Origin of the sequence: Nocardioides stalactiti, assembly GCF_014180715.1 — a bacterium.
Lineage (GTDB): Bacteria > Actinomycetota > Actinomycetes > Propionibacteriales > Nocardioidaceae > Nocardioides > Nocardioides stalactiti.
On sequence record NZ_JACEFC010000001.1, the window covers coordinates 63,982 to 86,542 of the forward strand.

24 protein-coding genes are annotated in these 22,561 nt (G+C 72.5%); 13 read left to right on the plus strand and 11 right to left on the minus strand.

Annotation, left to right across the window (positions count from 1 at the left end; translation table 11 throughout):
• The first annotated feature begins 218 nt into the window (after positions 1 to 218).
• The 5 genes from H0487_RS00380 to H0487_RS00400 all read left to right on the plus strand — a co-directional run bounded on the left by H0487_RS00380 (position 219) and on the right by H0487_RS00400 (position 5,583).
• Positions 219 to 1,352, plus strand: coding sequence for a glycerophosphodiester phosphodiesterase family protein (locus H0487_RS00380; protein WP_183092241.1), 1,134 nt, complete (start codon positions 219 to 221; stop codon positions 1,350 to 1,352).
• The gene (locus tag H0487_RS24090) at positions 1,349 to 1,990 is read left to right on the plus strand and encodes a DUF4129 domain-containing protein (protein ID WP_183092242.1); all 642 of its coding nucleotides are present in this window, start codon (positions 1,349 to 1,351) and stop codon (positions 1,988 to 1,990) included. Before H0487_RS00380 ends, H0487_RS24090 begins: the two co-directional genes overlap by 4 nt.
• On the plus strand, positions 1,987 to 3,165 hold the full coding sequence (locus tag H0487_RS00390; protein WP_183092243.1) for a DUF4350 domain-containing protein: 1,179 nt from the start codon (positions 1,987 to 1,989) through the stop codon (positions 3,163 to 3,165). Before H0487_RS24090 ends, H0487_RS00390 begins: the two co-directional genes overlap by 4 nt.
• Positions 3,162 to 4,163 carry an AAA family ATPase gene (locus H0487_RS00395; protein WP_183092244.1) on the plus strand — a complete coding sequence of 334 codons (1,002 nt, stop codon included), beginning with the start codon at positions 3,162 to 3,164 and terminating at the stop codon, positions 4,161 to 4,163. Before H0487_RS00390 ends, H0487_RS00395 begins: the two co-directional genes overlap by 4 nt.
• A 118-nt stretch (positions 4,164 to 4,281) precedes the next feature.
• Positions 4,282 to 5,583, plus strand: coding sequence for a DUF58 domain-containing protein (locus tag H0487_RS00400; RefSeq protein ID WP_183092245.1), 1,302 nt, complete (start codon positions 4,282 to 4,284; stop codon positions 5,581 to 5,583).
• 150 nt (positions 5,584 to 5,733) lie between these two features.
• On the opposite strand, the gene H0487_RS00405 is transcribed toward H0487_RS00400, so the two are convergent.
• A complete protein-coding gene (locus tag H0487_RS00405) occupies positions 5,734 to 6,738 on the minus strand; it encodes a stage II sporulation protein M (RefSeq protein WP_312855766.1) in 1,005 nt (334 codons plus the stop codon).
• 49 nt (positions 6,739 to 6,787) lie between these two features.
• On the opposite strand from H0487_RS00405, the gene H0487_RS00410 reads away from it, so the two are divergent.
• The 7 genes from H0487_RS00410 to H0487_RS00440 are packed head-to-tail and all read left to right on the plus strand — an operon-like array spanning position 6,788 to position 12,752.
• On the plus strand, positions 6,788 to 7,588 hold the full coding sequence (locus H0487_RS00410) for an RDD family protein (protein ID WP_246382821.1): 801 nt from the start codon (positions 6,788 to 6,790) through the stop codon (positions 7,586 to 7,588).
• A gap of 11 nt (positions 7,589 to 7,599) precedes the next feature.
• Positions 7,600 to 8,619, plus strand: coding sequence for an AAA family ATPase (locus H0487_RS00415; RefSeq protein WP_183092246.1), 1,020 nt, complete (start codon positions 7,600 to 7,602; stop codon positions 8,617 to 8,619).
• Positions 8,620 to 8,644: 25 nt separating this feature from the next.
• Positions 8,645 to 9,559: a DUF58 domain-containing protein gene (locus H0487_RS00420; RefSeq protein WP_183092247.1), complete on the plus strand. Its 915-nt coding sequence runs from the start codon at positions 8,645 to 8,647 to the stop codon at positions 9,557 to 9,559.
• Complete coding sequence (locus tag H0487_RS00425) at positions 9,543 to 10,046, plus strand: hypothetical protein (protein ID WP_183092248.1); 504 nt, start codon at positions 9,543 to 9,545, stop codon at positions 10,044 to 10,046. The genes H0487_RS00420 and H0487_RS00425 overlap by 17 nt, the downstream gene beginning before the upstream one ends.
• Positions 10,037 to 11,098, plus strand: coding sequence for a vWA domain-containing protein (locus H0487_RS00430; RefSeq protein WP_183092249.1), 1,062 nt, complete (start codon positions 10,037 to 10,039; stop codon positions 11,096 to 11,098). Before H0487_RS00425 ends, H0487_RS00430 begins: the two co-directional genes overlap by 10 nt.
• The gene (locus H0487_RS00435) at positions 11,095 to 12,003 is read left to right on the plus strand and encodes a vWA domain-containing protein (protein WP_183092250.1); all 909 of its coding nucleotides are present in this window, start codon (positions 11,095 to 11,097) and stop codon (positions 12,001 to 12,003) included. Before H0487_RS00430 ends, H0487_RS00435 begins: the two co-directional genes overlap by 4 nt.
• Complete coding sequence (locus tag H0487_RS00440) at positions 12,000 to 12,752, plus strand: hypothetical protein (RefSeq protein WP_183092251.1); 753 nt, start codon at positions 12,000 to 12,002, stop codon at positions 12,750 to 12,752. The genes H0487_RS00435 and H0487_RS00440 overlap by 4 nt, the downstream gene beginning before the upstream one ends.
• Positions 12,753 to 12,777: 25 nt before the next feature.
• Here the strand turns inward: H0487_RS00440 and H0487_RS00445 are convergent, their stop codons facing one another.
• From H0487_RS00445 to H0487_RS00495, 10 genes are all read right to left on the minus strand, one after another.
• A complete protein-coding gene (locus H0487_RS00445; protein WP_183092252.1) occupies positions 12,778 to 13,188 on the minus strand; it encodes a hypothetical protein in 411 nt (136 codons plus the stop codon).
• Between the two features lie 175 nt (positions 13,189 to 13,363).
• The gene (locus tag H0487_RS00455; RefSeq protein ID WP_183092254.1) at positions 13,364 to 13,894 is read right to left on the minus strand and encodes an RNA polymerase sigma factor; all 531 of its coding nucleotides are present in this window, start codon (positions 13,892 to 13,894) and stop codon (positions 13,364 to 13,366) included.
• A 57-nt stretch (positions 13,895 to 13,951) separates the two neighbouring features.
• Entirely contained in the window at positions 13,952 to 14,344 is a 393-nt protein-coding gene (locus tag H0487_RS00460; RefSeq protein ID WP_183092255.1) for a RidA family protein, read from the minus strand.
• A gap of 103 nt (positions 14,345 to 14,447) precedes the next feature.
• Positions 14,448 to 16,076, minus strand: coding sequence for a chaperonin GroEL (groL, locus tag H0487_RS00465; protein WP_183092256.1), 1,629 nt, complete (start codon positions 16,074 to 16,076; stop codon positions 14,448 to 14,450).
• 198 nt (positions 16,077 to 16,274) lie between these two features.
• Positions 16,275 to 16,922 (minus strand): Pr6Pr family membrane protein, encoded by a 648-nt coding sequence (locus H0487_RS00470; RefSeq protein WP_183092257.1) that lies wholly within the window; start codon positions 16,920 to 16,922, stop codon positions 16,275 to 16,277.
• A 4-nt stretch (positions 16,923 to 16,926) separates the two neighbouring features.
• Positions 16,927 to 18,117 carry a hypothetical protein gene (locus tag H0487_RS00475; RefSeq protein ID WP_183092258.1) on the minus strand — a complete coding sequence of 397 codons (1,191 nt, stop codon included), beginning with the start codon at positions 18,115 to 18,117 and terminating at the stop codon, positions 16,927 to 16,929.
• Positions 18,117 to 18,629 carry a SigE family RNA polymerase sigma factor gene (locus H0487_RS00480; protein WP_312855767.1) on the minus strand — a complete coding sequence of 171 codons (513 nt, stop codon included), beginning with the start codon at positions 18,627 to 18,629 and terminating at the stop codon, positions 18,117 to 18,119. The genes H0487_RS00475 and H0487_RS00480 overlap by 1 nt, the downstream gene beginning before the upstream one ends.
• Positions 18,630 to 18,690: 61 nt before the next feature.
• The gene (locus tag H0487_RS00485) at positions 18,691 to 19,545 is read right to left on the minus strand and encodes an ATP-grasp domain-containing protein (protein WP_183092259.1); all 855 of its coding nucleotides are present in this window, start codon (positions 19,543 to 19,545) and stop codon (positions 18,691 to 18,693) included.
• Between the two features lie 9 nt (positions 19,546 to 19,554).
• Positions 19,555 to 20,379 carry an SGNH/GDSL hydrolase family protein gene (locus H0487_RS00490; RefSeq protein WP_312855768.1) on the minus strand — a complete coding sequence of 275 codons (825 nt, stop codon included), beginning with the start codon at positions 20,377 to 20,379 and terminating at the stop codon, positions 19,555 to 19,557.
• 71 nt (positions 20,380 to 20,450) lie between these two features.
• Positions 20,451 to 20,915 carry an OsmC family protein gene (locus H0487_RS00495; RefSeq protein ID WP_183092260.1) on the minus strand — a complete coding sequence of 155 codons (465 nt, stop codon included), beginning with the start codon at positions 20,913 to 20,915 and terminating at the stop codon, positions 20,451 to 20,453.
• A gap of 65 nt (positions 20,916 to 20,980) precedes the next feature.
• Between H0487_RS00495 and H0487_RS00500 the strand changes: the two genes are divergently transcribed.
• Positions 20,981 to 22,561 carry an AMP-binding protein gene (locus H0487_RS00500; RefSeq protein WP_183092261.1) on the plus strand — a complete coding sequence of 527 codons (1,581 nt, stop codon included), beginning with the start codon at positions 20,981 to 20,983 and terminating at the stop codon, positions 22,559 to 22,561.

Here is a 22,561-nt window from a genome sequence, read left to right on the forward strand (position 1 = left end):
TTGTCCTGAACGGTCCTCACGAGGCGTGACACACACAGACGACGCCGAGCGAGCTCAGAGCGAGCCGAAGAGGCTCACTGCAGGAGGACCGATTCAGGAGTCAAGATGTGCCGCACCCCGACGTGGCCGTCGGAGCAACCTGGACATCTTGGCAGAGATCGGGCCGCGCCACAAAATCGGAACGGCTCCCCCACCACGAGGGTGAAAGGATGCGGGGGATGACCGGGACACCGCACCACTTCCCCCCGCCGGGCGCGCCGGCACCCGAGGACCCGCCGACCGTCGGCGCCCGGTCACCGGGAGCGGTCCCTCCCCCGCCGCCGGGCGGTCCGCGCCCGCCCCTCCCCAGCTACCCCGCACCCGGCCCTGGGGGCCGTCCGGGCATGCCGGGGATGTTGGGGGCCGCGCACAAGCCGGGCGCCATCCCGCTGCGGCCGCTCACGCTCGGCAACATCTATGACGGTGCCTTCCGGATCATCCGCTTCAACCCGAAGGCGACCGTCGGTGCCGCCCTGCTGGTCACGGCGGTAGCGATGGTCATCCCGATCGTCGTCAGCGCGGTCACGGCGTTCACGGTCGGCACCGGCCTCGACACCAACGGCGAGGTGAACGAGGAGCTCAGCACCGCGGAGGCGTTGGGCGTTCTCGGGTCCTTCGGCTCCCTGCTCCTGGGCCTGTACGCCGCCCAGCTCGGTGTCATCTTCGTGACCGGGATGATCGCCCACGTCACGCACGCTGCCGCCGTGGGCCGCCGGCTCACCCTCGCCGAGGCATGGGCGGCGACCCACGGGAAGCGGGGGCGGCTGCTGGGGCAGGCGATGCTGGTGGGCGCGGTGAGCCTGCTGGCCATCGCGCTGCTCGTCGGTGTGATCGTGCTCGTCGCCGTCCTGACCGGCGACGTCCTCGTCACCGTGCTCCTGGGCATCGTCCTCGTCCTCGGTTCGATCCCGCTCGCGATGTGGCTCTGGATCAAGGTGGTCTTCCTCGCGACGCCGACGCTGATGCTGGAGCCCGTCGGGGTCTTCGGGTCGTTCGGCCGCAACTGGCAGCTCACCCGTGGCCAGTTCTGGCGGATCCTCGGGATCGGCCTGCTGACCGCGCTCGTCACCGGCGTGGCCGGCAGCATCCTGACGACCCCGGTGTCCTTCGCCGGCCAGCTCGGGCCCGTCTTCGCCCCCGAGTACGCGATCGTCATCCTCGTCGTCAGCCAGGCCGTCGCGCTGATCATCCAGAACGCGTTCGTCGCCCCGTTCACCGCCGCGGTCACCTCGCTGCAGTACCTCGACCAGCGGATGCGCAAGGAGGCGTACGACGTCACGCTCATGGGTGAGGCCGGGCTGATCCCGCGGTGACCCCCGTCCTCCTGGTGGTGCCCCGGCTCGCCGACCCGCCGCTCGACCCGAGCGCCGACGAGGCGCGCTCGCTGGTGGGCACGGAGCTGGCGAAGCCCGAGTACAACGACGTCAACCTCGCCGAACGGATCCAGCGCTGGATCGAGCGGCTCTTCGACGACGGCCTCGGCGCCGCCCAGGACCTCCCCCCGCTCGGCACGTTCGCCGCGATCCTGGTGCTGCTCGCCCTCGCGTTCGGCATCGCCCTGCTCGTCTCCCGCGCCCGCCGGACCGCCAAGGCCAGCGCCGAACGGGCACCCGCGCTCACCGGCGAGGTCGTCAGCGCGGCCGAGCTGCGGGCCCGGGCGGAGGCCGCACTCGGCGCCGGACGGTACGACGACGCGCTCGTCGACGCGTTCCGGGCGCTCGCTGTCCGCCAGGTCGAGCGGGGCCGGATCGAGGACCTCCCCCAGGCGACCGCGCACGAGCTCGCCGGCGCGCTGGGCGCGGAGTTCCTCGGGCAGCGGACCTCGATCGACCGCGCCGCTGACCTCTTCGACGCCGTGCTCTACGGCGACCACCCGGCCACTCGGGACCAGGCGACCGAGCTGCTCGCGCTCGACGACGCGCTCGCGGGTCGGCGGGAGCGCGCCCGATGACGACCACGGCACCACCGGCCCCCGCTCCGGCTGCTCCTGGCGCTCCCGCTGCCGGGGCGGCTCGCCCAGCCGGGTTCGTGCGCCGCAACCGGGTGTGGTTCATGGTCGGGGTCGGGGTCGTGCTCGCGCTGGTCATCGCGGTGTGGGCGGGCAGCGACGAGCAGCGCAACGCGACCCCGCTGGACCCGCAGAACCCCGACCCCGACGGCGCTCAGGCGCTCGCCCAGGTCCTTGAGGACGAGGGGGTCGACGTCACGATCGTCCGCTCGGCTGACGCGCTCCACGACCTCGAGGTCGACAGCCGCGCGACCGTCGTCGTCACCAGCACCGACCAGCTCGCCCCGAGCACGATCCGTCGGCTCCGCGACGACACGACCGGCGCCGAGGTGGTGCTCGTCGAGCCGCCCCATCACGTCCTGGCCGAGCTGGACCGGCGGCTCGAGGCCGGCCCGGCCGACGACGAGACCACGGGCGACTGCGACGACCAGCGGTTCGACGACCTGACGATCACGGTCGACTCCGCCCGCGCCTACGACACCGCGAACGGCTGCTTCCCCTCCGACGGCGGCTTCGTCCTCGCCGACGGTCGCGACGACGCGTCGTACCTCGGTGCCGGCCAGGCGCTCACCAACGACCAGGTCCTGCGCGGGGACAACGCCGCCGTGGCGCTGCGGCTGCTCGGGAGCAGGGACCGGTTGGTCTGGTACGTCCCGACGTACGACGACGCGCTCGACGACGAGGCGGTCAGCCTGTGGACGTTCGCGCCCGGCTGGCTCGCCCCGTCGCTCTGGCTGACGGCGCTCGCGGGTGTCGCGCTGATCCTGTGGCGCGGCCGCCGCCTCGGCCGGCTCGCGTCCGAGCCGCTCCCGGTCGTGGTCCGTGCCGTCGAGACCACCCGGAGCCGCGGTCGCATGTACCGACGCTCCGACGACCGCGGCTATGCCGCCGGCGCCCTGCGGGCCGCCGCCCGCCACCGGATCGCCGACCACCTGCGCCTCGGCCGCGGCGCGAGCGCCGCCGAGGTCGTCTCGGCCGTCGCGCGTCACCTCGGGCGGCGCGAGGAGGAGATCGGCGCGCTCCTGTCCCCCACCGCGCCCACCCCCGACTCGGACCCGACACTGGTCCGGCTCGCCCAGGAGCTCACGCAGCTGATGAGAGAGGTACGACGAGGATGACCGAGACCCCAGGCACCCCGGCCCACCCGACCGGACCCGCCGACCAGGCACTCCGCGAGCGGCTGCTCGCGGTCCGGCACGAGGTCGGCAAGGCCGTCGTCGGCCAGGACGCCGCCGTCTCGGGCCTGGTCGTCGCGCTGCTCTGCGGCGGCCACGTGCTGATGGAGGGCGTGCCCGGGACCGCCAAGACCCTGCTGGTCCGCACCCTCGCGGCCTCGCTCGCCGTCGAGACCCGGCGGGTCCAGTTCACCCCCGACCTGATGCCGGGCGACATCACCGGCTCGCTGGTCATCGACAGCACCGGCCAGGGCGGGCAGCTCACCTTCCGCGAGGGGCCGGTCTTCACCAACCTCCTCCTCGCCGACGAGATCAACCGGACCCCGCCCAAGACGCAGTCGGCTCTGCTCGAGGCGATGGAGGAGGGCCAGGTCTCCGCCGACGGCGTCACCCGCCCGCTCCCCCGCCCGTTCCTCGTCGCCGCGACCCAGAACCCCGTCGAGTACGAGGGCACCTACCCGCTGCCGGAGGCCCAGCTCGACCGGTTCCTCCTCAAGGTGGTGCTTCCGGTGCCGCCGCGCAGCGACGAGATCGCCATCCTCACCCGGCACGCCGAGGGCTTCGACCCGCGCGACGTCGCCGGGGCAGGCGTCCGGCCCGTCGCATCGGGAGCCGACATCGAGGCTGCCCAGGTGGCGGTCAAGACCGTCCAGGTGTCGCCCGAGGTGGCGACCTACATCGTCGACATCGCCCGCGCGACCCGGGAGTCCCCGTCGCTCTCCCTCGGGGTCAGCCCACGCGGCGCGACTGCCCTGCTCCGGGCGGCCCGGGCCTGGGCCTGGCTCTCGGGACGCGACTTCGTGACCCCCGACGACGTGAAGGCGCTGGCCCACGCGACCCTCGTCCACCGCCTGGGGCTGCGGCCCGAGGCCGAGCTCGAGGGCGTCGACGTCGCCAAGGTCCTGTCCGCGGCGCTCGCGTCGGTACCGGTCCCGCGATGAGAGTCGAATCCGGACCTTCCTGGATCGAATCCGGACCTTTCCGGGTCGAATCCGGACCTTTCCGCATCGAGTCCACTGATATCCCAGGACTCGACCCAGGAAGGTCCCGATTCGACGCATGGTGATCTCCGGGCGGGTCCCACTCCTCCTGCTGGCCGGCGTCGCAGCCGTGGTGCTGCGGCCGTCGGGCAGCACGGTGCTGCTCTGGCTGCTCGCGGTCACTCTCTTCGTCGCCACCGACCTCCTGCTCGCGCCCGCCCCGGGGGCGGCCGGTCTCGACCGGAAGGAGCCGGGCACGGTCCGGCTCGGCGACCCCGCGGAGTCGGTCGTCACCGTCAGCAACGACGGTGGCCGCAGCCTGCGGCTCGACGTCCGCGACGCCTGGCAGCCCACCGCGGGGGCGAGCGGCAACCGGCACCACGTCGTCGTACCGGCGGGGGAACGGCGGGTGCTGCGCACGTCCTTGCGGCCCTGGCGCCGCGGCGACCTGCGCTCGTACGGCGTCACGGTGCGGGCCTGGGGACCGCTGCGGCTGTCGGCGAAGCAGCGCACGTTCGACCTGCCGGGCACCGTCCGCTCGCTGCCGCCGTTCGACTCCCGCAAGCACCTGCCGTCGCGACTGGCCCAGCTGCGCGAGCTCGACGGCCGAGCGGCGGTGCGGGTGCGCGGCCAGGGGACCGAGTTCGACTCGCTGCGTGAGTACGTCCGCGGCGACGACGTCCGCTCCATCGACTGGCGCGCATCGGCCCGCACGCCGCACGTGGTGGTCCGGACCTGGCAGCCCGAGCGCGACCGGCGGGTCGTGCTGGTCCTCGACACCTCCCGCACCGCCGCCGGGCGCGTCGGCGGGGCCGACGGGGTGCCGCGACTCGACGCTGCGATGGACGCCGCCCTGCTGCTGGCTGCGCTGGCGTCGCGCGCGGGCGACCGGGTGGACTTCGTCGCCGGCGACCTCAAGGTCCGTGCCCGGCTGCGGGCATCAGGCGCGCGCGACATCGCGCTGCGGCTCCAGGAGGCGATGGCCGACCTGGAGCCGATGATCGCCGAGGCCGACTGGGACACGCTCGCGGGCGCGGTCCAGGGCTTCGGCAAGCAGCGGGCCCTCGTCGTGCTGCTGACGCCGGTCGAGCCTGCCGCCGTGCAACAGGGCCTGCTGCCGGTCCTCCCCGCGCTCACCCGGCACCACCGCGTGGTGCTGGCGTCGGTGCGCGACCCCGAGCTCAACCGGCTCGCCGAGGCGCGCGACTCCGTCGACGAGGTGTACGACGCCGCGGCCGCCGAGCAGGAGCTGCGTCGCCGCGAGTGGACCACCGGCGTCCTGGGTCGCCTCGGCGTCCACGTCGTCGACGCCGACGCCGAACGGCTCCCGCCCGCCCTCGCCGACCACTACCTCGCGCTCAAGGCCCAAGGGCTCCTCTGATCCGCCGACCTGCCGGGTCGCCGGCCGGAGTGCCGGGTTCCCGGGCGGCCATGGGCAACGCGGCCCCGCAAGACGGGCAAGTCGACCCCGCAAGACGGGCGACTCGGCCCCGCAAGACGGGCAAGTCGGCCCCGCAAGATGGGCAGGTCGTCACGCCTGGGTGGCGACCCGGTCCTCGAGGAGGTCGGCGTTGATGTCGCCGGTGTGGCCGGCCGCGGCGGCCTGACGGCCGAGCACGAACACGTAGAGGAGGAACGCGATCTCGGCGAGCACGCCGATCGTGATCCGGGCCCAGGTGGGGAGCGGTGAGGGCGTCACGAAGGCCTCGATGATGCCGCTGACGAACAGCACGGCGACCAGGCCGAGGGCGCAGGTGATCGCGGTCCGGCCGGCCTGGGCGAGCGAGGCGGCCCGACTGGTCCCTCCCGGTTCGACCCACGACCAGAACAGCCGGAGGCCGACGCCCCCCGCCACGAACACGGCGGTGAGCTCGAGCAGGCCGTGCGGGAGGATCAGCCCCCAGAACAGGTCCGCACGGTCGTGCCGGGTCATGATCGAGCCGATGACGGCGACGTTGAGGATGTTCTGGAACAGCAGGTAGAGGACCGGCAGCCCGAGGATGCCCAACGCGATGCAGAGGGCCGCGACCCACGCGTTGTTGACCCAGACCCGGGTCGCGAACGCGCTCGCGGCGTTCTCGCTGTAGTAGCTCTCGAAGTCGTTGTTGACCAGGTCGTCGACCTCGCCCGGGGACAGCAGCGTCTGCTCGACCTCGGGGTGGTCGACCAGCCACCACATGAGCAGGGCGGTGACGACCACGTTGGCCGCGACGCAGCCGAGCCACCACCACCGCAGGCGATAGAGGGCCGCGGGGAACTGCTCGGTGAAGAAACGGCCGACCGCGCGCCAGCTGAGCACCCGCGCGCCGAGCATCGCGATCCGCGCCCTGCCGAGCAGGGAGGACAGGTAGGAGACGACCTCCGCGTCGGGTGCCGACGTACGGACCACCGAGAGGTGGGTCGCGACGCGCTGGTAGCGGTCGACGAGCTCGTCGCTCTCGGGCCCGGTGGGCCGCCGGATCTTGACCAGCTCCTCGAGCCGCAGCCACTCGTGCGCGTGCGCGGTGACATAGGCGTCGAGGTCGATGCGCGGCACCCCCCCAACCCTACGGGCACCCGTACGACGTGCCCGTACGCTGGCGGCGATGGAATTCGCGACGATCACGTCCGACGACCTCGTCACCGGCGAGGGCGTCGCCCTGGACCTGCCGCCGGCCAGCCTGGGGCTGCGGCTGGCGTCCGGCCTGATCGACTTCCTGGTGACGATGGTGATCTTCGTCGTCTCGCTGCTGGTCCTGCTCGTCGCGACCGTCAACGTCTCGCAGGCCCTCGTCGACGTCGCCGCGGTGGCGGCCGCTGTCGTGACCTTCGCCGTCTTCCCGACCGTCCTCGAGACGCTCACCCGTGGGCGCTCGATCGGCAAGCTCGCGCTGGGTCTCCGCACCGTCCGCGACGACGCCGGTCCGATCACGTTCCACCACGCCCTGGTCCGGGCCCTCATCGGCTTCGTCGAGATCTACGCCTTCTCGGGCGTGCCGGCGTTCTTCTCGATGCTGGTCAGCCAGCGCGGCAAGCGGCTCGGCGACTACGCCGCCGGGACCTACGTCGTCCGCGACCGGGTGACGCTCAACCTGCCGATGCCGCCGGTGATGCCGCCCCCGCTCGCGCAGTGGGCGCGCAGCGCCGACCTGGCCACCCTCCCGACCGGCCTGGCCCTCGCCGTCCGCCAGTACCTCGGTCGCCTCCCCACCCTCGACCCCGCGTCCCGCCAGCGGATCGGCGAGGACCTCCTCACCGAGGTCCGCAAGCACGCCGCCCCGGCACCACCTCCGGGCGCGCCGGTCGACCAGGTCCTCGCGGCCGTCATCGCCGAGCGACGCGAGCGCGACCTGGCCCGGCTGCGCCGGGACGACGACTTCCGCTCCCGCCTCGCGGCCCGCGAGTAGGTTGTCCGTCGATGAACCACACCCGCACCGCCCAGCCCAGCGCCCCGCTCACCGCGGACGACGTCGCGCGCGCGACCGACGCGGTCGACCGGATCTCGGCGGCCTGGTCGAGCCGCGTCGTCGGCCAGGAGCGGATCCGCACCGCACTGCTGGTGACCCTCCTCGCCGAGGGCCACGTCCTCCTCGAGAGCGTCCCCGGCCTGGCCAAGACGCTCGCGGCGTCGACACTCGCGCAGGCGATCAGCGCCGGCTTCTCACGGATCCAGTGCACCCCGGACCTGCTGCCGAGCGACATCATCGGCACCCAGGTCTACGACCCGCGTCGTCACGAGTTCGAGACCCAGCTCGGCCCGGTGCACTCCCACTTCGTGCTGCTCGACGAGATCAACCGGGCGAGCGCCAAGACCCAGTCGGCGATGCTCGAGGCGATGCAGGAGCGCCAGACCTCGATCGCCGGCACCATCCACCCGCTGCCCAGCCCGTTCCTGGTGCTGGCCACCCAGAACCCGATCGAGGAGGAGGGCACCTATGTCCTCCCCCACGCCCAGATGGACCGGTTCCTCCTCAAGGAGGTCGTCGACTACCCGGAGGAGTCCGACGAGCTGATGGTGCTCGACCGGGTCGACGACGGGACCCTCGGTCAGCACTCCGAGCGGGTGGAGGCGGTCGCGACGATCGGGGACGTCATCGAGCTCCAGGCGATGGTGCGCCGGGTCTACGTCGACCCCGCGATCCGGCGTTACATCGTCTCCGTGGTCCGCGCGACCCGCCACATCGACCAGCTCCTCGGGCCCGACCTCGGCGCCTACGTCGAGATCGGCGCCAGCCCGCGCGGCAGCATCGCCTTCTTCCAGGCCGCCCGGGCGATGGCCGTCGTCCAGGGGCGCCACTACGTGATCCCCGAGGACGTCCGCGAGCTCCGCCACGCGGTGCTGCGCCACCGCCTCCACCTCAGCTTCGAGGCCCTCGCCGACCGGGTGCAGCCCGAGAGCGTGATCGACGCGGTGTTCCGCGCCGTACCCACGCCTTGAGGGACGAGGAAGGAGCCGGCCCTCTGTGTCCCACCTGACCCGGGTCAAGACCCGCCTCTCGATCCACGCGCACCGCAAGGTGCGCGGGCTCCTCCAGGGCGAGTACGCCGCGATCCAGGTGGGCCGCGGCATCGACTTCAACGACCTGCGGGAGTACGTCCGCGGCGACGACGTGAAGGACATCGACTGGAAGGCCTCGGCCCGCAGCCGGATGCTGCTGGTGCGCCGCTACGTCGCCGAGCGCAAGCACACGGTGCTGTTCGCGGTGTCGACCGGTCGCAGCATGGCGGCGATGAACGACGCACAGGTGTCGAAGCGCGAGCTGGCTGTCTTCGTCACCGGCGTGATGGGCTACCTCGCCGTCCGGCACGGCGACCTCGTCGCCCTCGTCCACGGCGACGCCCGGCGCCAGCACGCCCGGCCGCCGGACAACGGTGAGCTCGCGCTCGAGCGGCTCCTCGGCAGGATCCACGACGCGATCTCCCCCGACGCCCCGCCGAGCGACCTGACCGCCGTCCTCGACTACGTGGCGCGCGCCATCCGCCGTCGCACGATCCTCGTCGTCGTCTCCGACGAGACCCACGTGTCCGACGCGCTCGCCGAGTCGCTGCGTCGGTTGACCGCGCAGCACGAGGTGCTGTTCCTGACCATCGGCGACCTCGATCCGACCCTCGCCGCCGGCTCGGCCGTCAACGGCGGGGGCCAGCGTGCCCCGCGCCGCCTGGTCGACGTCGACGCCGGCACCGGGGGGCCGTCGTGGCTGCGCGGCGACACCCGGCTGGCCCAGGAGTACGCCGCCCTGGTCGCCGGCGAGGAGACCCAGCTCCGCAAGCGGCTCGACCAGCTCGGCGTCGTCCACGAGCGGGTCCGCGACACCGAGTCGGCGATCGCCGCCGTCTTCCGCGTCCTCGAGAGGCACCGTCATGCTCGGCGCCGCTGACCTCCGGGCCGCCGAGCTCCAGGAGGAGTTCAACGGACCCGTCGCGTACGACGACCGGTGGGTGTGGTTCGCGCTGCTGGCGCTGGCTGCGGTCACCCTCTACTTCGTCGCGGTGCTCTGGTTCACCCGGGAGCACGACCGCCCCGAGGTCGTCGCCTGGCGCCGGCCGGACGGACCGTCCGTGCGTCAGCAGTACCTCGACCGGATCGCCCGGATCGACGGCCACGTCCGCTCCGGCGACCTGGCACCCCGGGACGGCCATCAGCAGCTCAGTGACGCGATCCGGTCCTACGTCGAGACGATCACCCCGCTGCCCGCGCGGACGATGGCGCTCGCCGACTTCCGCCGGCACGCGCCGCCGCAGCTCGTCGACGCGATCGAGCTGATGTATCCGCCGGAGTTCGCACCCGACGACGTGGGCGAGGCGCAGCAGCGCTTCGAGGAGGCCGTCCTGCGGGCGCGCTACCTGGTGACGTCGTGGAGCTGAGCTGGACGACGAGCGAGAGCGAGCTGCGGTGGCCGTGGCTGGCGCTGCTCCTCGTGGTCGTCGTGGTCGCGCTGCTGGTCGGCTGGTTGCGGGTCTGGCGGAGGCGCCACCCCGCGGGCGCGTCGTACGTCGCCCACGCGGCGCGGCTGCGCTCTCTCCCCCGCTACCGCGCCCTGGTCCAGCAGCGCCGGGTCCTGGGCGGCCTGGGCTCGGTCGCCGCGCTCGTCGCCTGCGCGGGCGGCATCGTGCTCGGCGGTCGGGTGCAGGAGACGCAGACGATGGACCGCGACGAGTCGGCCCGCGACATCATGCTCTGCCTGGACGCGTCCGGGTCGACGGCGCCGTGGAACGTCGAGGTGATCGAGGAGCTCCGCGACATCGTCCAGGGCCTCCAGGGCGAGCGGATCGGCCTCACCGTCTGGAACAACGCGGCCCTCACGAAGTTCCCCCTCACCGACGACTACGCCTTCGTCCTCGACCGGCTCGCCGAGGCGGAGCGGGCCTTCGACGGCTGGAGCGAGATCTATCCGAGCGAGGAGTTCGAGGACTACACCGTCGGCACCTGGAGCGAGTCTCGCGACGCGCAGTCCTCGCTGGTCGCCGACGGCCTGGTCTCGTGCGTGCAGCGGTTCGACCGGATCGAGGAGGACCGCGGCCGCGCGCTGGTGCTCGCCACCGACGGCGAGCAGCGCGGGGTCGGCGTCTACGACCTCCGCGAGGCCGCCACGTACGCCGCCGAGGACGGGGTCGTCGTCCACGTGATCGCCAACCCGGGCGAGCCGGACAAGGACGGCGACATCGACGGCCTCCAGGCGGTCGCCTCGGAGACGGGCGGCTCGTTCTCGCAGCTCGGCACCGGCGGGTCGGCCGCCGACGTCGTCGACGAGATCAACGACCTCGAGGCGGCCAAGATCGAGCGGCCGCCACTGGTGCAGACGCTCGACCAGCCGCGGTGGGGCCAGGTCGTGGCCGGCATCGGCGTCGGCCTGCTCGTGCTGGTGTGGATCGGGCAGGGTCTGCTCACGCTCGCCGGACGGAGGCGGTCGCCATGAGCACAGCCCTGGTCCTCGGCCGCCGTGCCGCCATCCTCCTCGTCCTCGTCGTCGTGCTGCTCCAGCCCGGCTTCGGCACCCGCGCCGCGCCCGCCCAGTCCTCCGACATCGAGGTGCTCGTCGTCGTCGACCGGACCCGGTCGATGGCCGCGCTCGACTACGCGGCGGGCCCGCGGATCCTCGGCGCCCAGGCCGACCTGGTCGCGCTCGCCGAGGCCCTGCCCGGTGCCCGCTTCTCGCTCCTCACCTACGGGCACGACGTCGAGCTCGAGCTGCCCTTCACCAGCGACGGCACGACCTTCCGAACCGCCGTCGAGACGCTGCGCCTCGAAGGTCCGTTCGACGGCAGCGGGTCGCTCGCCGACCGGCCGCTGGAGACCATGCGCGACGTCCTCGAGCGCGCCGACGAGCAGCACCCCGACCGACGCCGGCTCGTGGTCCTCGTCAGCGACGGCGAGAACACCGCCGACGGCGAGCAGGCGTCGTACGCCGACCTCGAGGACCTCGTCGACGGCGGGATCGTCCTCGGCTACGGCACCGAGGAGGGCGCCCGGATGCCGGAGGCCGACGACCTCTCCGTCGAGGACGGCTACGTCTATGACCAGGAGACCGGCGAGGACGCGATCTCACGGATCGACGAGGACAACCTGGAGCAGGTGGCGAGCGAGCTCGAGATCGACTACGCCCACCGGACCGAGCCGGGCGGGATGGACCGGGTCGCTGCCGACCTCGAGGCGACCTACGCGTACGACGAGGGCGAGGGCGCCCCGGCGAAGCACGACCTGACCTGGCTCTTCGGCCTGCTCCTGCTGGCCCTCGTGCTCCTCGAGCTGCGGACGTGGTGGCGCGCCCTGTGGACTGCGCACACCACGCTCCAGCCGGCTCCCGAGGAGGCCACCCGATGAGCGCCCCCACCCTGGCCGCCCCGGACCGGACCGCGCCGCCGCCCACGACCAGCACCCGCAGCCGGGTGCGGCTGGCGCTGCTCCTGGTCGGCCTCGTGCCCGCGCTGGTCGCGCTCGGCTTCGCGATCAAGGTCGTGGTGATGGTGTCCCACGACGCCGACGGCCGGGGCAGCTTCGACGACGGCGACTTCGCAGCGTCCGCGGAGGAGTTCGCGGCCAACAGCACGTGGAACTGGTTCGAGCCGTGGATCGCCGCCTTCGACGAGGGCGCCGCCCACCACGCCGACGGCGACCTCGGGACCGCCCTCGACCTCTACGCCCGGGCCCTGCTCGACGTCCCGGCCGAGGAGGAGTGCACGGTGCGGATCAACGAGGCCCTCGCCCACGAGTCGCTCGGCGACGCCGCGCTCGCCGACGGCGACGGCGAGGGCGCCGCTGCGCAGTGGCAGGCCGGGATCGCGACCCTCGCCGAGGGGGGGTGCCCGACCGACTCCGGCCGCGGCCCCGAGCAGACCGAGCAGGCGGCGACCGTCGACCAGCGGCTGCGCGAGAAGCTCCAGCAGCAACAGCAACAACAGCAGCAGGACCAGCAACAGCAGGACGACCAGGACCCGCAGCAGCAGGAGGAGCAGCGCGAGCAGGAGCGCAAGGAGCGCGAGCTCGAGGAGCGCAACGACGAGGCCGAGGAGCAGCAGCAGGACTACGAGGAGTCCAACCGCGACCGCGACTACTCGCAGTACCACTGGTGAGCGGCGGTGCCCGGTCGGACTCCGATCAGCCGCCGAACGCCTCGTCGTACACCGCAGCCATCTCCTCGGTGTAGACACCACTGAGGCCGCAGGTCGCGACCTGGCCTCGGTCGGCGCTGATGAGGTAGCGCTCGCCCTCCTCCAGCACGATGCCGCCCTCGAGGAGGACGTCGGGCGAGGGCGCCTCGAGGACCACCAGGTCGGCCTCCTCGCCGCGGTACCAGTGGTCGGGCGTGAGGGTGGCGGTCGTGCCGTCGACCTCGGTCGCCACCCCGGAGAACGCGACCTGGACCGGCTCGAGGACCTCGGCCGAGAACTGCACGCACATCTGCATCATGTTCGGAGCCGGGAGCGTGAGGTCGAGCACCGTCGGCGGCTCCGCCGCCGTGCTCGGGTCGCGCCCGCGGTCGTCGTCGTCCCCGGAGGTCAGCGCCACGGCGCCACCCCCGACGACCGCCAGGGCAGCGACCCGAGCANACCGGGGACCGTGGTCCCGTCCTGCGCGTCGTCGTCCATCATCGTCGCCTCCACCAGGTCATCGATCCACGAGGCGGGCGCATCATCACGCGCCGGATCGGCTGCCTGCAGCCGGGCCTGGAGCTCGTCGTCCATCACCGCCTCCCTTCGCCTGGTTCCTGTCCGGCAGTGCCGGAGGTCTTTCGTCCGAGGTCGAGCGCGAGCCGCGACTTCGCACGGTGGAGCCGGATGCTGACCGCGTTGGCGCTCAGGCCGGTGACCGTCGCGATCTCCCGCGGCGCCAGGCCCTCCCAGGCCCAGAGCGTCACGACCTCCCGGTCCAGCGCTGCGAGCCGGGCCAGGGCCGCGTGCAGGTCGGCGTGCTCCGGGTCCTCGGCCGGCAGCGGCACCGGCGGGTCCATCCGGCTGATCCGCTCCACCAGGCTCAGCTGACGGCGTGCCGAGCGCCGGGCGTTGGCCAGGCAGCCGCGGGCGACCGCATAGGTCCACGGCAGCGGGTCGTCGACCGGTACGTCGTCGAGCCGGCGCCACAGCACGAGGAACACCTCGGCGACGACGTCGTCGACCAGGTCGGCCGGCGCCCGCCGGCAGACGTAGCGTCGTACCGGTTCACCGACCGCGTGCGCGATCCCCCGCATCCGGGCCTCGCGGTCGGTGCCTGCCATGGTGTCCACACTCCCACCTGTCCGGCACCTGGCCCGGTCTTTCACCGCCGTGGCGACTCAGGCGGGGCGCGCAGCCACCGCGTCCACCTCGACCAGCTGTCCCTCGTAGCCGAGGACGGCGACGCCGAGGAGCGTGCTCGGCGCGTCGTGGTCGCCGAACGCCTCCCGGACCACGCCCCAGGCCGCCACCAGGTCGGTCCGCTCGGAGGATGCGACGTAGACGGTCGACTTCGCGACGTCCGCCAGCGTGCAGCCGGCGGCCTCGAGCGCGGCCACGAGGTTCCCCATCACCACCTCCGCCTGCGCGACGACGTCGCCGCGATGGACGACCTCCCCGGCGTCGTCGAGCGGACACGCGCCGGCGGTGAACACCAGCTCCGCCACCCGCGCGGCGTAGGCGTAGGGGACGTCCTCGGTCAGGGCAGGTGCACGAAGGAGCTCGACGGCCATGGCGCCAGCCTGCCTCTCGATCCCAAGGCGACCAGCGAGGAGCACAAGGCACAGGGCCCCTCGCCGAAGCGAGGGGCCCTGTGGTGAAGCAGGTGGGCGGGACTCAGAAGTCCATGCCGCCCATGCCGCCGGTGGGGTCGCCCATGGGGGCGGACTTCTCCGGCTTGTCCGCGACGACAGCCTCGGTGGTGAGGAAGAGCGCCGCGATGGAGGCGGCGTTCTGCAGCGCCGACCGGGTGACCTTGGCGGGGTCGATGATGCCGTTGGCGATCATGTCGACGTACTCGCCGGTGGCCGCGTTGAGACCGTGACCGGCCTCGAGGCCGCGCACCTTCTCCGCCACGACGCCACCCTCGAGACCGGCGTTGACCGCGATCTGCTTGAGCGGGGCCTCGATGGCGACCTTGACGATGTTGGCACCGGTGGCCTCGTCGCCCTCGAGCTCGAGCTTGGCGAACGCGCCGAGCCCGGCCTGGACGAGCGCCACGCCACCGCCGGCGACGATGCCCTCCTCGACAGCCGCCTTCGCGTTGCGGACGGCGTCCTCGATGCGGTGCTTGCGCTCCTTGAGCTCGACCTCGGTGGCCGCGCCGACCTTGATGACGGCCACGCCGCCGGCCAGCTTGGCGAGGCGCTCCTGGAGCTTCTCGCGGTCGTAGTCGGAGTCCGACTTCTCGATCTCGGCACGGATCTGGTTGACCCGGCCCTCGATCTGGGCCGCGTCGCCCGCACCCTCGACGATGGTGGTCTCGTCCTTGGTGATGACGACCTTGCGGGCCTGGCCGAGCAGCTCGAGACCAGCGGTCTCCAGCTTGAGGCCGACCTCCTCGGAGATGACCTGGCCACCGGTCAGGATCGCGATGTCCTGGAGCATGGCCTTGCGGCGGTCACCGAAGCCCGGGGCCTTGACGGCGACGGACTTGAAGGTGCCACGGATCTTGTTGACGACCAGGGTCGAGAGAGCCTCGCCGTCGACGTCCTCGGCGATGATGACGAGCGGCTTGCCCGACTGCATGACCTTCTCCAGGAGCGGCAGCAGGTCCTTGACGTTGCTGACCTTGGAGTTGGCGATGAGGACGTAGGCGTCCTCGAGCACGGTCTCCATGCGCTCCGGGTCGGTCACGAAGTAGGCCGAGATGTAGCCCTTGTCGAACCGCATGCCCTCGGTGAGCTCGAGGTCGATGCCGAACGTGTTCGACTCCTCGACCGTGATCACGCCCTCCTTGCCGACCTTGTCCATCGCCTCGGCGATGGCGTCACCGACGGTGGTGTCGCCACCGGCGGAGATGGTCGCGGTGGAGGCGATCTGCTCCTTGGTCTCGATCTCCTTGGCCATGCCGAGCAGCTGCTCGGACACAGCGGCCACGGCGGCCTCGATCCCGCGCTTCAGGCCCATCGGGTTCGCACCGGCGGCCACGTTGCGGAGACCCTCGCGGACCATCGCCTGGGCGAGGACGGTCGCCGTCGTCGTACCGTCACCGGCGACGTCGTCGGTCTTCTTCGCGACCTCCTTGACCAGCTCGGCGCCGATCTTCTCGTAGGGGTCCTCGAGCTCGATCTCCTTGGCAATGGAGACACCGTCGTTGGTGATCGTGGGGGCACCCCACTTCTTCTCCAGGACGACGTTGCGGCCCTTCGGGCCGAGAGTGACCTTGACAGCGTCGGCGAGGGTGTTCATACCCCGCTCGAGACCGCGTCGGGCCTCCTCGTTGAAAGCAATCAGCTTCGCCATAACTCCTGCGATTCCTTCGCTAGAGATGTCTGTTGGACCCGGCTCGTCGCCCGCGACGGACGGCCAGACCGAACCGGCGGACCCTTCCCACCGACGCTGCTGACCTCGACTCCCCGAGTCAGGGATTTCTGTCACTCTCCTGATGAGAGTGCCAGCGTCATGTTTAGCACTCGACCCCTGCGAGTGCAAGCGGCGGGGTCACCGCCGGTCCGCCTGCCGGACGGTCAGGGACCGGTCGGCCGCGACCGCGACGAGGGCCAGCACGAGCATGAGGACCGTGACACCGAGGACGTTGAGCAGGACGACGCCGTACCCGTGCTCGACAACGTCGATGAACGGGTAGGGGTACCAGTCGACGAACGCGCCCCGGACCAGCGTGAGGACCAGCCAGCCGACAGGCACGACGAGGAACGGCAGCAGGTCCGCACGGGTCGCGCGCCCACGCGGGCCGAACCAGACCCAGCCGACCACCGCCAGCAGCGGGACGACGAGGTGGAGGAGCTTGTCGGCGACCAGGTCGGCACCGTGGAGGTCGAGCAGCGGGCGCAGCAGGAAGAAGTGGACGACGCCGCCCCCGAAGCAGATCACCACCGCGTCGAGCCGCAGCGCCCGCCAGACCCGGCTGTCGCGGTCGCGCCCGAACGCCAAGGTGGCGGCCGACCAGGCGACCAGGACGTTGCTCCAGATGGTGAGGTAGGACGCGAACCGCACCAGCCGCGTCACCAGGTCCGGCCGCGACGTCTCGTCGAGCACCCGACCGCCCTGGACCACCAGCACCAGCTGGAGCAGGACGGCCCCCGCGGCGACCGCGAACGTGACGAGGTGGAACCAGCGGGCTCGGGTCACCCGCTCAATCTAGGGCGGCGAAGCTCGCGACGTAGGACTCCTCGCCGGGCGTCCAGCCGACGACCTCGGACACCTGGAACAGGTCGGGGGTGCCGACGCGCCAGGCCAGCACGCGGGCGTCGTCGTGGCGGGACTCGAACAGGACGGTCTCCAGGTCGAGCCAGCCGACGACCGGGCAGCACTGGTTCCAGCGTCCGCCGCCGGTCTCGAACGGCATCGCGAGGAGGGTGTCGGGCTCGCTGTAGCCACCGGCCGCGACCGCGTCGACGCCCCTAACAGCTGCACCGTCCGGGGTGGTGACGGAACCCGCGAGGTGGCGCGCCTGCGCGCCGTAGTCCACCAGGCGCGCGACCCGGCCGTAGGGCTCGTCGCGTCGGGTCGGTCCGCGGTAGGACTCGGGGAGCTCGGAGGAGCTGTAGACGCGCCGACCTTCGGTCGTGTAGCGGGAGACGTCGAGGTCGATGCCGACGCTCGTCACCTCGATCAGGTCACCCTGCCAGCGTGCCTCGATGTAGGTGCGACCGAGGTCGAGCGTCGTCCACGTCGCCGTGCCGAAGTCGTAGATCTCCAGCGACTCGCTCTCGAGGAAGAACGCGTACCGCCCGTCCGGGGAGAGGCTCTCGGCGCTGACGATCGGCAACGGGATGTAGTTGCCGCTCCCGATGCTGATCGGCTCGACCCGGCTCGCGTCCATCGCGTAGGTCACGCCGTCCGATCCGAGCACGACCACGCCCTCGGGCGGTTCGCCGAAGCGGTGCCGGTCGTCGTCGACCTGGAACAGGGCGACCGCGCGGATCCCGGCCGGAAGCCCACCCCCGCGCGCCGACAGGTCGATCCGCTCCGGGAGTTCCGAGCCGGTCAGGCGCGGGAGATCGGCCTCCTGGTCGGCGGGTGGCGCCCACCAGACGGGTACGCCGCCGTAGGTCCCCGCACGTTCGGCCTTCGGCCCCGGCGCAGACTCGGTGGGGCTGGTCGCCGGTGGCGGCGGCGCCGGGTTGTCGTCGCCGCCGGTCACGACCGCGGTGGTCGCGCCGACGACGGCCACGACCGCGACCGCGGCGACGGCTGCGAAGGCAGCCGTGCGCCGGCTCCGGCGGACGGCGCTCGCTCGGCTCCACGCGTCGGCACCCAGGTCGATCGTGGTCACGTCGGCGACCCGCTCCTCGAGCAGCTCACGCAGGCGTTGGTCGGTCATCAGATCTCCTCGCGCAGCAGGTCGGCCAGCTCGGGCGCGGCCTCCCGCAGCCGCTTGAGCGCGAGGTGGGTCTGGCTCTTCACCGTGCCGACCGCGACACCGAGCAGCTCGGCGACGTCGCGCTCCGACAGGTCGTCGTAGAAACGGAGCACCACCACGGCCCGTTGCCGCGGCGTGAGGGCGGCGAGCGCCGCGTCGAGCAGGAGCCGCCGGTCGACCCCCGAGGCCGGGTCGGGCGTGCCGCGGTCCGCGGGCTCCGCGACGACCAGCTCGCGGCGGCGCTTGCGCCACCCCGAGATGTTGTCGCGCACGATGATCTGGCGCGCGTAGGCGTCGGGGTTGCCGTCCGCGAGCCGGCGCCAGCGCAGCGCGACCTTGGTCAACGCGTCCTGGACGAGGTCCTCGGCACGGTGGTGGTCACCGGTGAGGAGGAGCGCCGTGCGCAGCAGCGCCAGCTGGCGTTCGCCCGCCCAGCGGCGGAACGCCTCCTCGTCGCCTCGGATCTCGGTCACACCCCATCAACGCACACGCGGCCCGGGAGGTTGGAGGGTCCGCCGAATCAATCGTGCAGCCTCAGCGACGGAGCCGGGCGGCGACGACGTCGGCGAAGAGATCGGCGATCGACGGGTCGACGTCGAGGTAGAGGCCCGGCTCGATCAGCTCGAGCTCGCTGACCACCCACGCCCCTTGCCACGACATCAGGTCGACGCGCGCATAGGAGAGGTCGGCGTCGAGCCGCCCGCCCACGACCGCGACGGCCTGCTCGGCGACGGCCGCGCGACCCGGGTCGAGCGGGACCGGACGGCTGCTGCCGCCGTACTCCTCGTGGACGCGCACCTCGTCCCCGGCCACCGACTTGTCGACCTGGGCCACCGCCGTGCCGTCGAGGACGTAGACCGACGTCTCGCCGGCGGTGCGGACCGATGCGACCAGCGGCTGCACGACCCACGGCCCCGCGGCGAGCTCGAACAGACGGTGGTCGTCGATGCGATCGGCGACCACGACGCCGCGCCCGCCGGCCCCGGTCCGCGGCTTGATCACGACCTGGCCCCAGCGCTCGAGCGCGGCGGTCAGCCCGGCGACCAGGGCGGCGTCGTCGAGCAGCGCTGTCGGTACGACGGGCAGCACGCCGTCGAGCTCGACGAGGTAGCCCTTGTCGGCGTTCCAGGTGAACACGTCGGCCCCGTTGAGCAGCCGGCCTTCCCGCCCGACCTGCTGCGCCCAGGCGAGGAAGGCGGGCAGGCGCCGGTGGTAGTCCCAGGTCGAGCGCACCGCGACCAGGTCGGCCGCGGCCCAGTCCACCTCGGCGTCGTCCCAGCAGACCCAACGGGCGTCGATCCCCCGCGCCTCGAGGGCCGGGACCAGCACGGCGCCGCCGGGCTCGCCCTCGGGCATCAGGTCGAACGTGACGAGCAGGACGGTGGGCACCGCGGCACCCTACGACGTGAGCGGCGCGTGGTGGCCGAACGGCACCTCGTCGCGCACGCCGAGCGCGGCGAGCACCGACGGGACGAGCGCCTTGGCGGTGCGCTTGTAGCCGAGCGCGCTCGGGTGGAACCGGTCGAGGCTGAACATCTCCTCGGGGTTGGTGATGAAGAACGGGCCGACGACCGTCGCCAGCGTCACGGCGTGCGCACCGGCGCGGATCGCGGCCTCGCGCTGGGCCGCGGCGAGCTGGCGCGACATCCGCGAGCCGAGCGCACGCAGCGGCTGCGGGACCTCGCGCAGGGCGCCGAGGTCGGGGCAGGTGCCGACGACGACGACCGCGCCGCGGGCACGTAGCCGGGTGATGGCGGCCTCCAGGTGCTGCACCGAGTCGACCACCGGCACCCGGTGGGTGACGTCGTTGCCCCCGATCACGATGACCGCCACGTCGGGGCGGTACGACGACGGCAGGCGGTCGATCTGGCCGGCGAGCGCCGAGGACTCCGACCCGACCACCGCCGCGGTCCGCAGCTCGACGGAGCGGTGCAGCTCCTTGGCCACCCCACGGGCGATCCGCGCCCCGAGCGTGTCCTTGCGCCGCTCGGCGCCGAGGCCCGCCGCGATCGAGTCGCCGAGCAGGACCAGGTGCAGCGGGTCGCCGTACACCTTCTTCCAGACGCGGTCCGCGTCGATCGCGTCCTCCCCCAGCGGCTTCCCGATCCGCCGCCGCGCGATCGCCGCCTGCCGCCGCAGCAGCTCCCGCCCGCCATGGGCGCCGGCGAAGGCGAGACCTGCTGCTGCCACGGCCACGCCGGCCGCCGTCCGTGTGCGATTCACGGCCCCTGTCCATCAGATCCACCTGAACCGATGGTGGCGCCGCGGTGGAGGTGCGATGTCGAAGTGGTGCCTCAGCCGACGAGGATCTCCGGCTCGTGGGTGACCGGGAAGCTCACCGAGGCGGCGATGAAGCAGTTCTCGCTGGCCTCGTGGTGGATGGTCCGCGCCAGCTCGGCGTGGGCGGGGTCGGCGATCGTGACCCGCGGCCGGAGCACGACGGAGGTGAACCGACCGCCCTGGCCGACCTGGCTCATCGTGCCGACCGGGTGGTCGTCGTACGCCGTCACGACGATGCCGTGGTTGACCGCCGAATGGAGGTAGGACAGCAGGTGGCACTGCGACAGCGCGGCGAGGAGCAGCTCCTCGGGGTTCCAGCGGGTGCGGTCGCCGCGGAAAGTCGGGTCGGCCGAGCCGAGCAGGTCGGGCTTGCCGTCGGCGGTGAGCAGGCAGTCGCGGCTGTAGTCGCGATAGCCGCTCGTGCCGGTGCCCCGGTTGCCCTGCCAGGTCACGCCGAGCGCGTAGTGGTGGTCGGTCACCGACGTAGTCTCGCGTCCCGCCGGAATTCGGGACAAGAACGTGTTCCACCCGGCAGGCTGGCTCGGTGACCAGCACCACACCTCGCCCCCTCAACCTCGCTGACGTGCTCGAGGCGATGGCCGACACGATCCCCGACCGGGCCGCCGTCTTCACCATGGACCGGGTCTACAGCTATGCGGACATCGACGACCGCGCGACCCGGCTCGCCAACCACCTGGTGTCCCTCGGCGTCGAGCCGGGCGAGCACGTGGCCGTCCACGCCAGCAACCGGATCGAGTGGGTCGATGCTCTCTACGGTTGCCTGAAGGCCCGAGCCGTGCCGATCAACATCAACTACAAGTACCTGCACGAGGAGCTCTCGTACCTCTACGAGAACGCCGACTGCGTCGCCGCGATCGTCGCGCCCGAGCACGTCGAGACCGTCCGGGCGCTCGACGTTCCCCTGCTCCGCGACCTGATCGTCCTCGACGAGGGGTACGACGCTGCGCTGGCCGCGGCGTCGCCGCAGCGCCAGGTGGCCGGTCGGAGCCCGGAGGACCACTACGTCCTCTACACCGGCGGGACCACCGGGAACCCGAAGGGCGTGATCTGGCGCAACGACGACATCATCCGCGCCGCCCTCAACGCCGCTCGCTACGGCGCCCCGATCGAGTCGGTCGAGCAGCTCGCCGCGGAGGCGGCGGCCAACGAGAACCCGATGGTGCTCCTGGCCTGCGGTCCGATGATGCACGGTGGCAGCCAGTGGATCCTCGGCAACGGCCACGTCGCCGGCTACACCGTGGCCCTCTACACCGAGACCAGCTTCGACGCGACGCGGATCCTCGACCTGGTGGAGAAGGCCGGGGTGAACTCGCTGACGTTCCTCGGGGACGCGATGGGGCGCCCCGTCGCCGAGGCCATCCTCGCCGCGCCGGACCGGTGGGACCTCTCCAGCCTCGCGGCGGTGTCGAACGGTGCCGCTCCCCTGTCAGACGGCGTTCGGGAGCAGATCCGGCGCGCCCTCCCGGGCCGTTTCATCCTGGACTCCTACGGCGCGTCCGAGTCGGGCGCCACGGGCTCGCGCATCGACGACGGCACCGGAGCCGCCACCGGCGCTCCCCGGTTCGACGTGTCCGACCAGGTCGAGGTGTTCGACAGCAGCTTCGAGCCGTGTCCACCGGGCGTCGACGGCATGCTCGGCCGGTCCGGCCCGGTGCCCCTCGGCTACTACAAGGACCCGGCCAAGACGGCCGCGACGTTCCGCGAGATCGACGGCGTCCGCTGGGCGATCCCCGGCGACTTCGCGCGACGCGAGCAGGACGGATCGGTGACCGTGCTCGGGCGGGGCTCCGTGTGCATCAACACGGGCGGGGAGAAGGTGCACCCCGAGGAGATCGAGGCAGTTCTGCTGCGCCATCCCGACGTCTTCGACGCGGCCGTGGTCGGGACGCCCCACGAGCGGTGGGGACAGCAGGTGACGGCGCTGGTCAAGTCCCGTGAGGGTGCACCGGTGACGGCGGACGTGCTGCTCGAGCACTGCCGCACGCTGGTCGCCAACTACAAGGTGCCCAAGGCCGTGCTGTTCGTCGATGAGGTGCCGCGGACGGCGGTCAGCAAGGTCGACTACGCCGCGACCGCGACGCTCGCGGCCGAGCTGCTCGGCTGA

Coding starts and splice junctions, on each gene's coding strand:
- H0487_RS00380 (WP_183092241.1), top strand. CDS start 219: ATGACCGGGACACCGCACCACTTCCCCCCGCCGGGCGCGCCGGCACCC.
- H0487_RS00390 (WP_183092243.1), top strand. CDS start 1,987: ATGACGACCACGGCACCACCGGCCCCCGCTCCGGCTGCTCCTGGCGCT.
- H0487_RS00395 (WP_183092244.1), top strand. CDS start 3,162: ATGACCGAGACCCCAGGCACCCCGGCCCACCCGACCGGACCCGCCGAC.
- H0487_RS00400 (WP_183092245.1), top strand. CDS start 4,282: ATGGTGATCTCCGGGCGGGTCCCACTCCTCCTGCTGGCCGGCGTCGCA.
- H0487_RS00410 (WP_246382821.1), top strand. CDS start 6,788: ATGGAATTCGCGACGATCACGTCCGACGACCTCGTCACCGGCGAGGGC.
- H0487_RS00415 (WP_183092246.1), top strand. CDS start 7,600: ATGAACCACACCCGCACCGCCCAGCCCAGCGCCCCGCTCACCGCGGAC.
- H0487_RS00425 (WP_183092248.1), top strand. CDS start 9,543: ATGCTCGGCGCCGCTGACCTCCGGGCCGCCGAGCTCCAGGAGGAGTTC.
- H0487_RS00435 (WP_183092250.1), top strand. CDS start 11,095: ATGAGCACAGCCCTGGTCCTCGGCCGCCGTGCCGCCATCCTCCTCGTC.
- H0487_RS00440 (WP_183092251.1), top strand. CDS start 12,000: ATGAGCGCCCCCACCCTGGCCGCCCCGGACCGGACCGCGCCGCCGCCC.
- H0487_RS00455 (WP_183092254.1), bottom strand. CDS start 13,894: ATGGCAGGCACCGACCGCGAGGCCCGGATGCGGGGGATCGCGCACGCG.
- H0487_RS00460 (WP_183092255.1), bottom strand. CDS start 14,344: ATGGCCGTCGAGCTCCTTCGTGCACCTGCCCTGACCGAGGACGTCCCC.
- groL (WP_183092256.1), bottom strand. CDS start 16,076: ATGGCGAAGCTGATTGCTTTCAACGAGGAGGCCCGACGCGGTCTCGAG.
- H0487_RS00475 (WP_183092258.1), bottom strand. CDS start 18,117: ATGACCGACCAACGCCTGCGTGAGCTGCTCGAGGAGCGGGTCGCCGAC.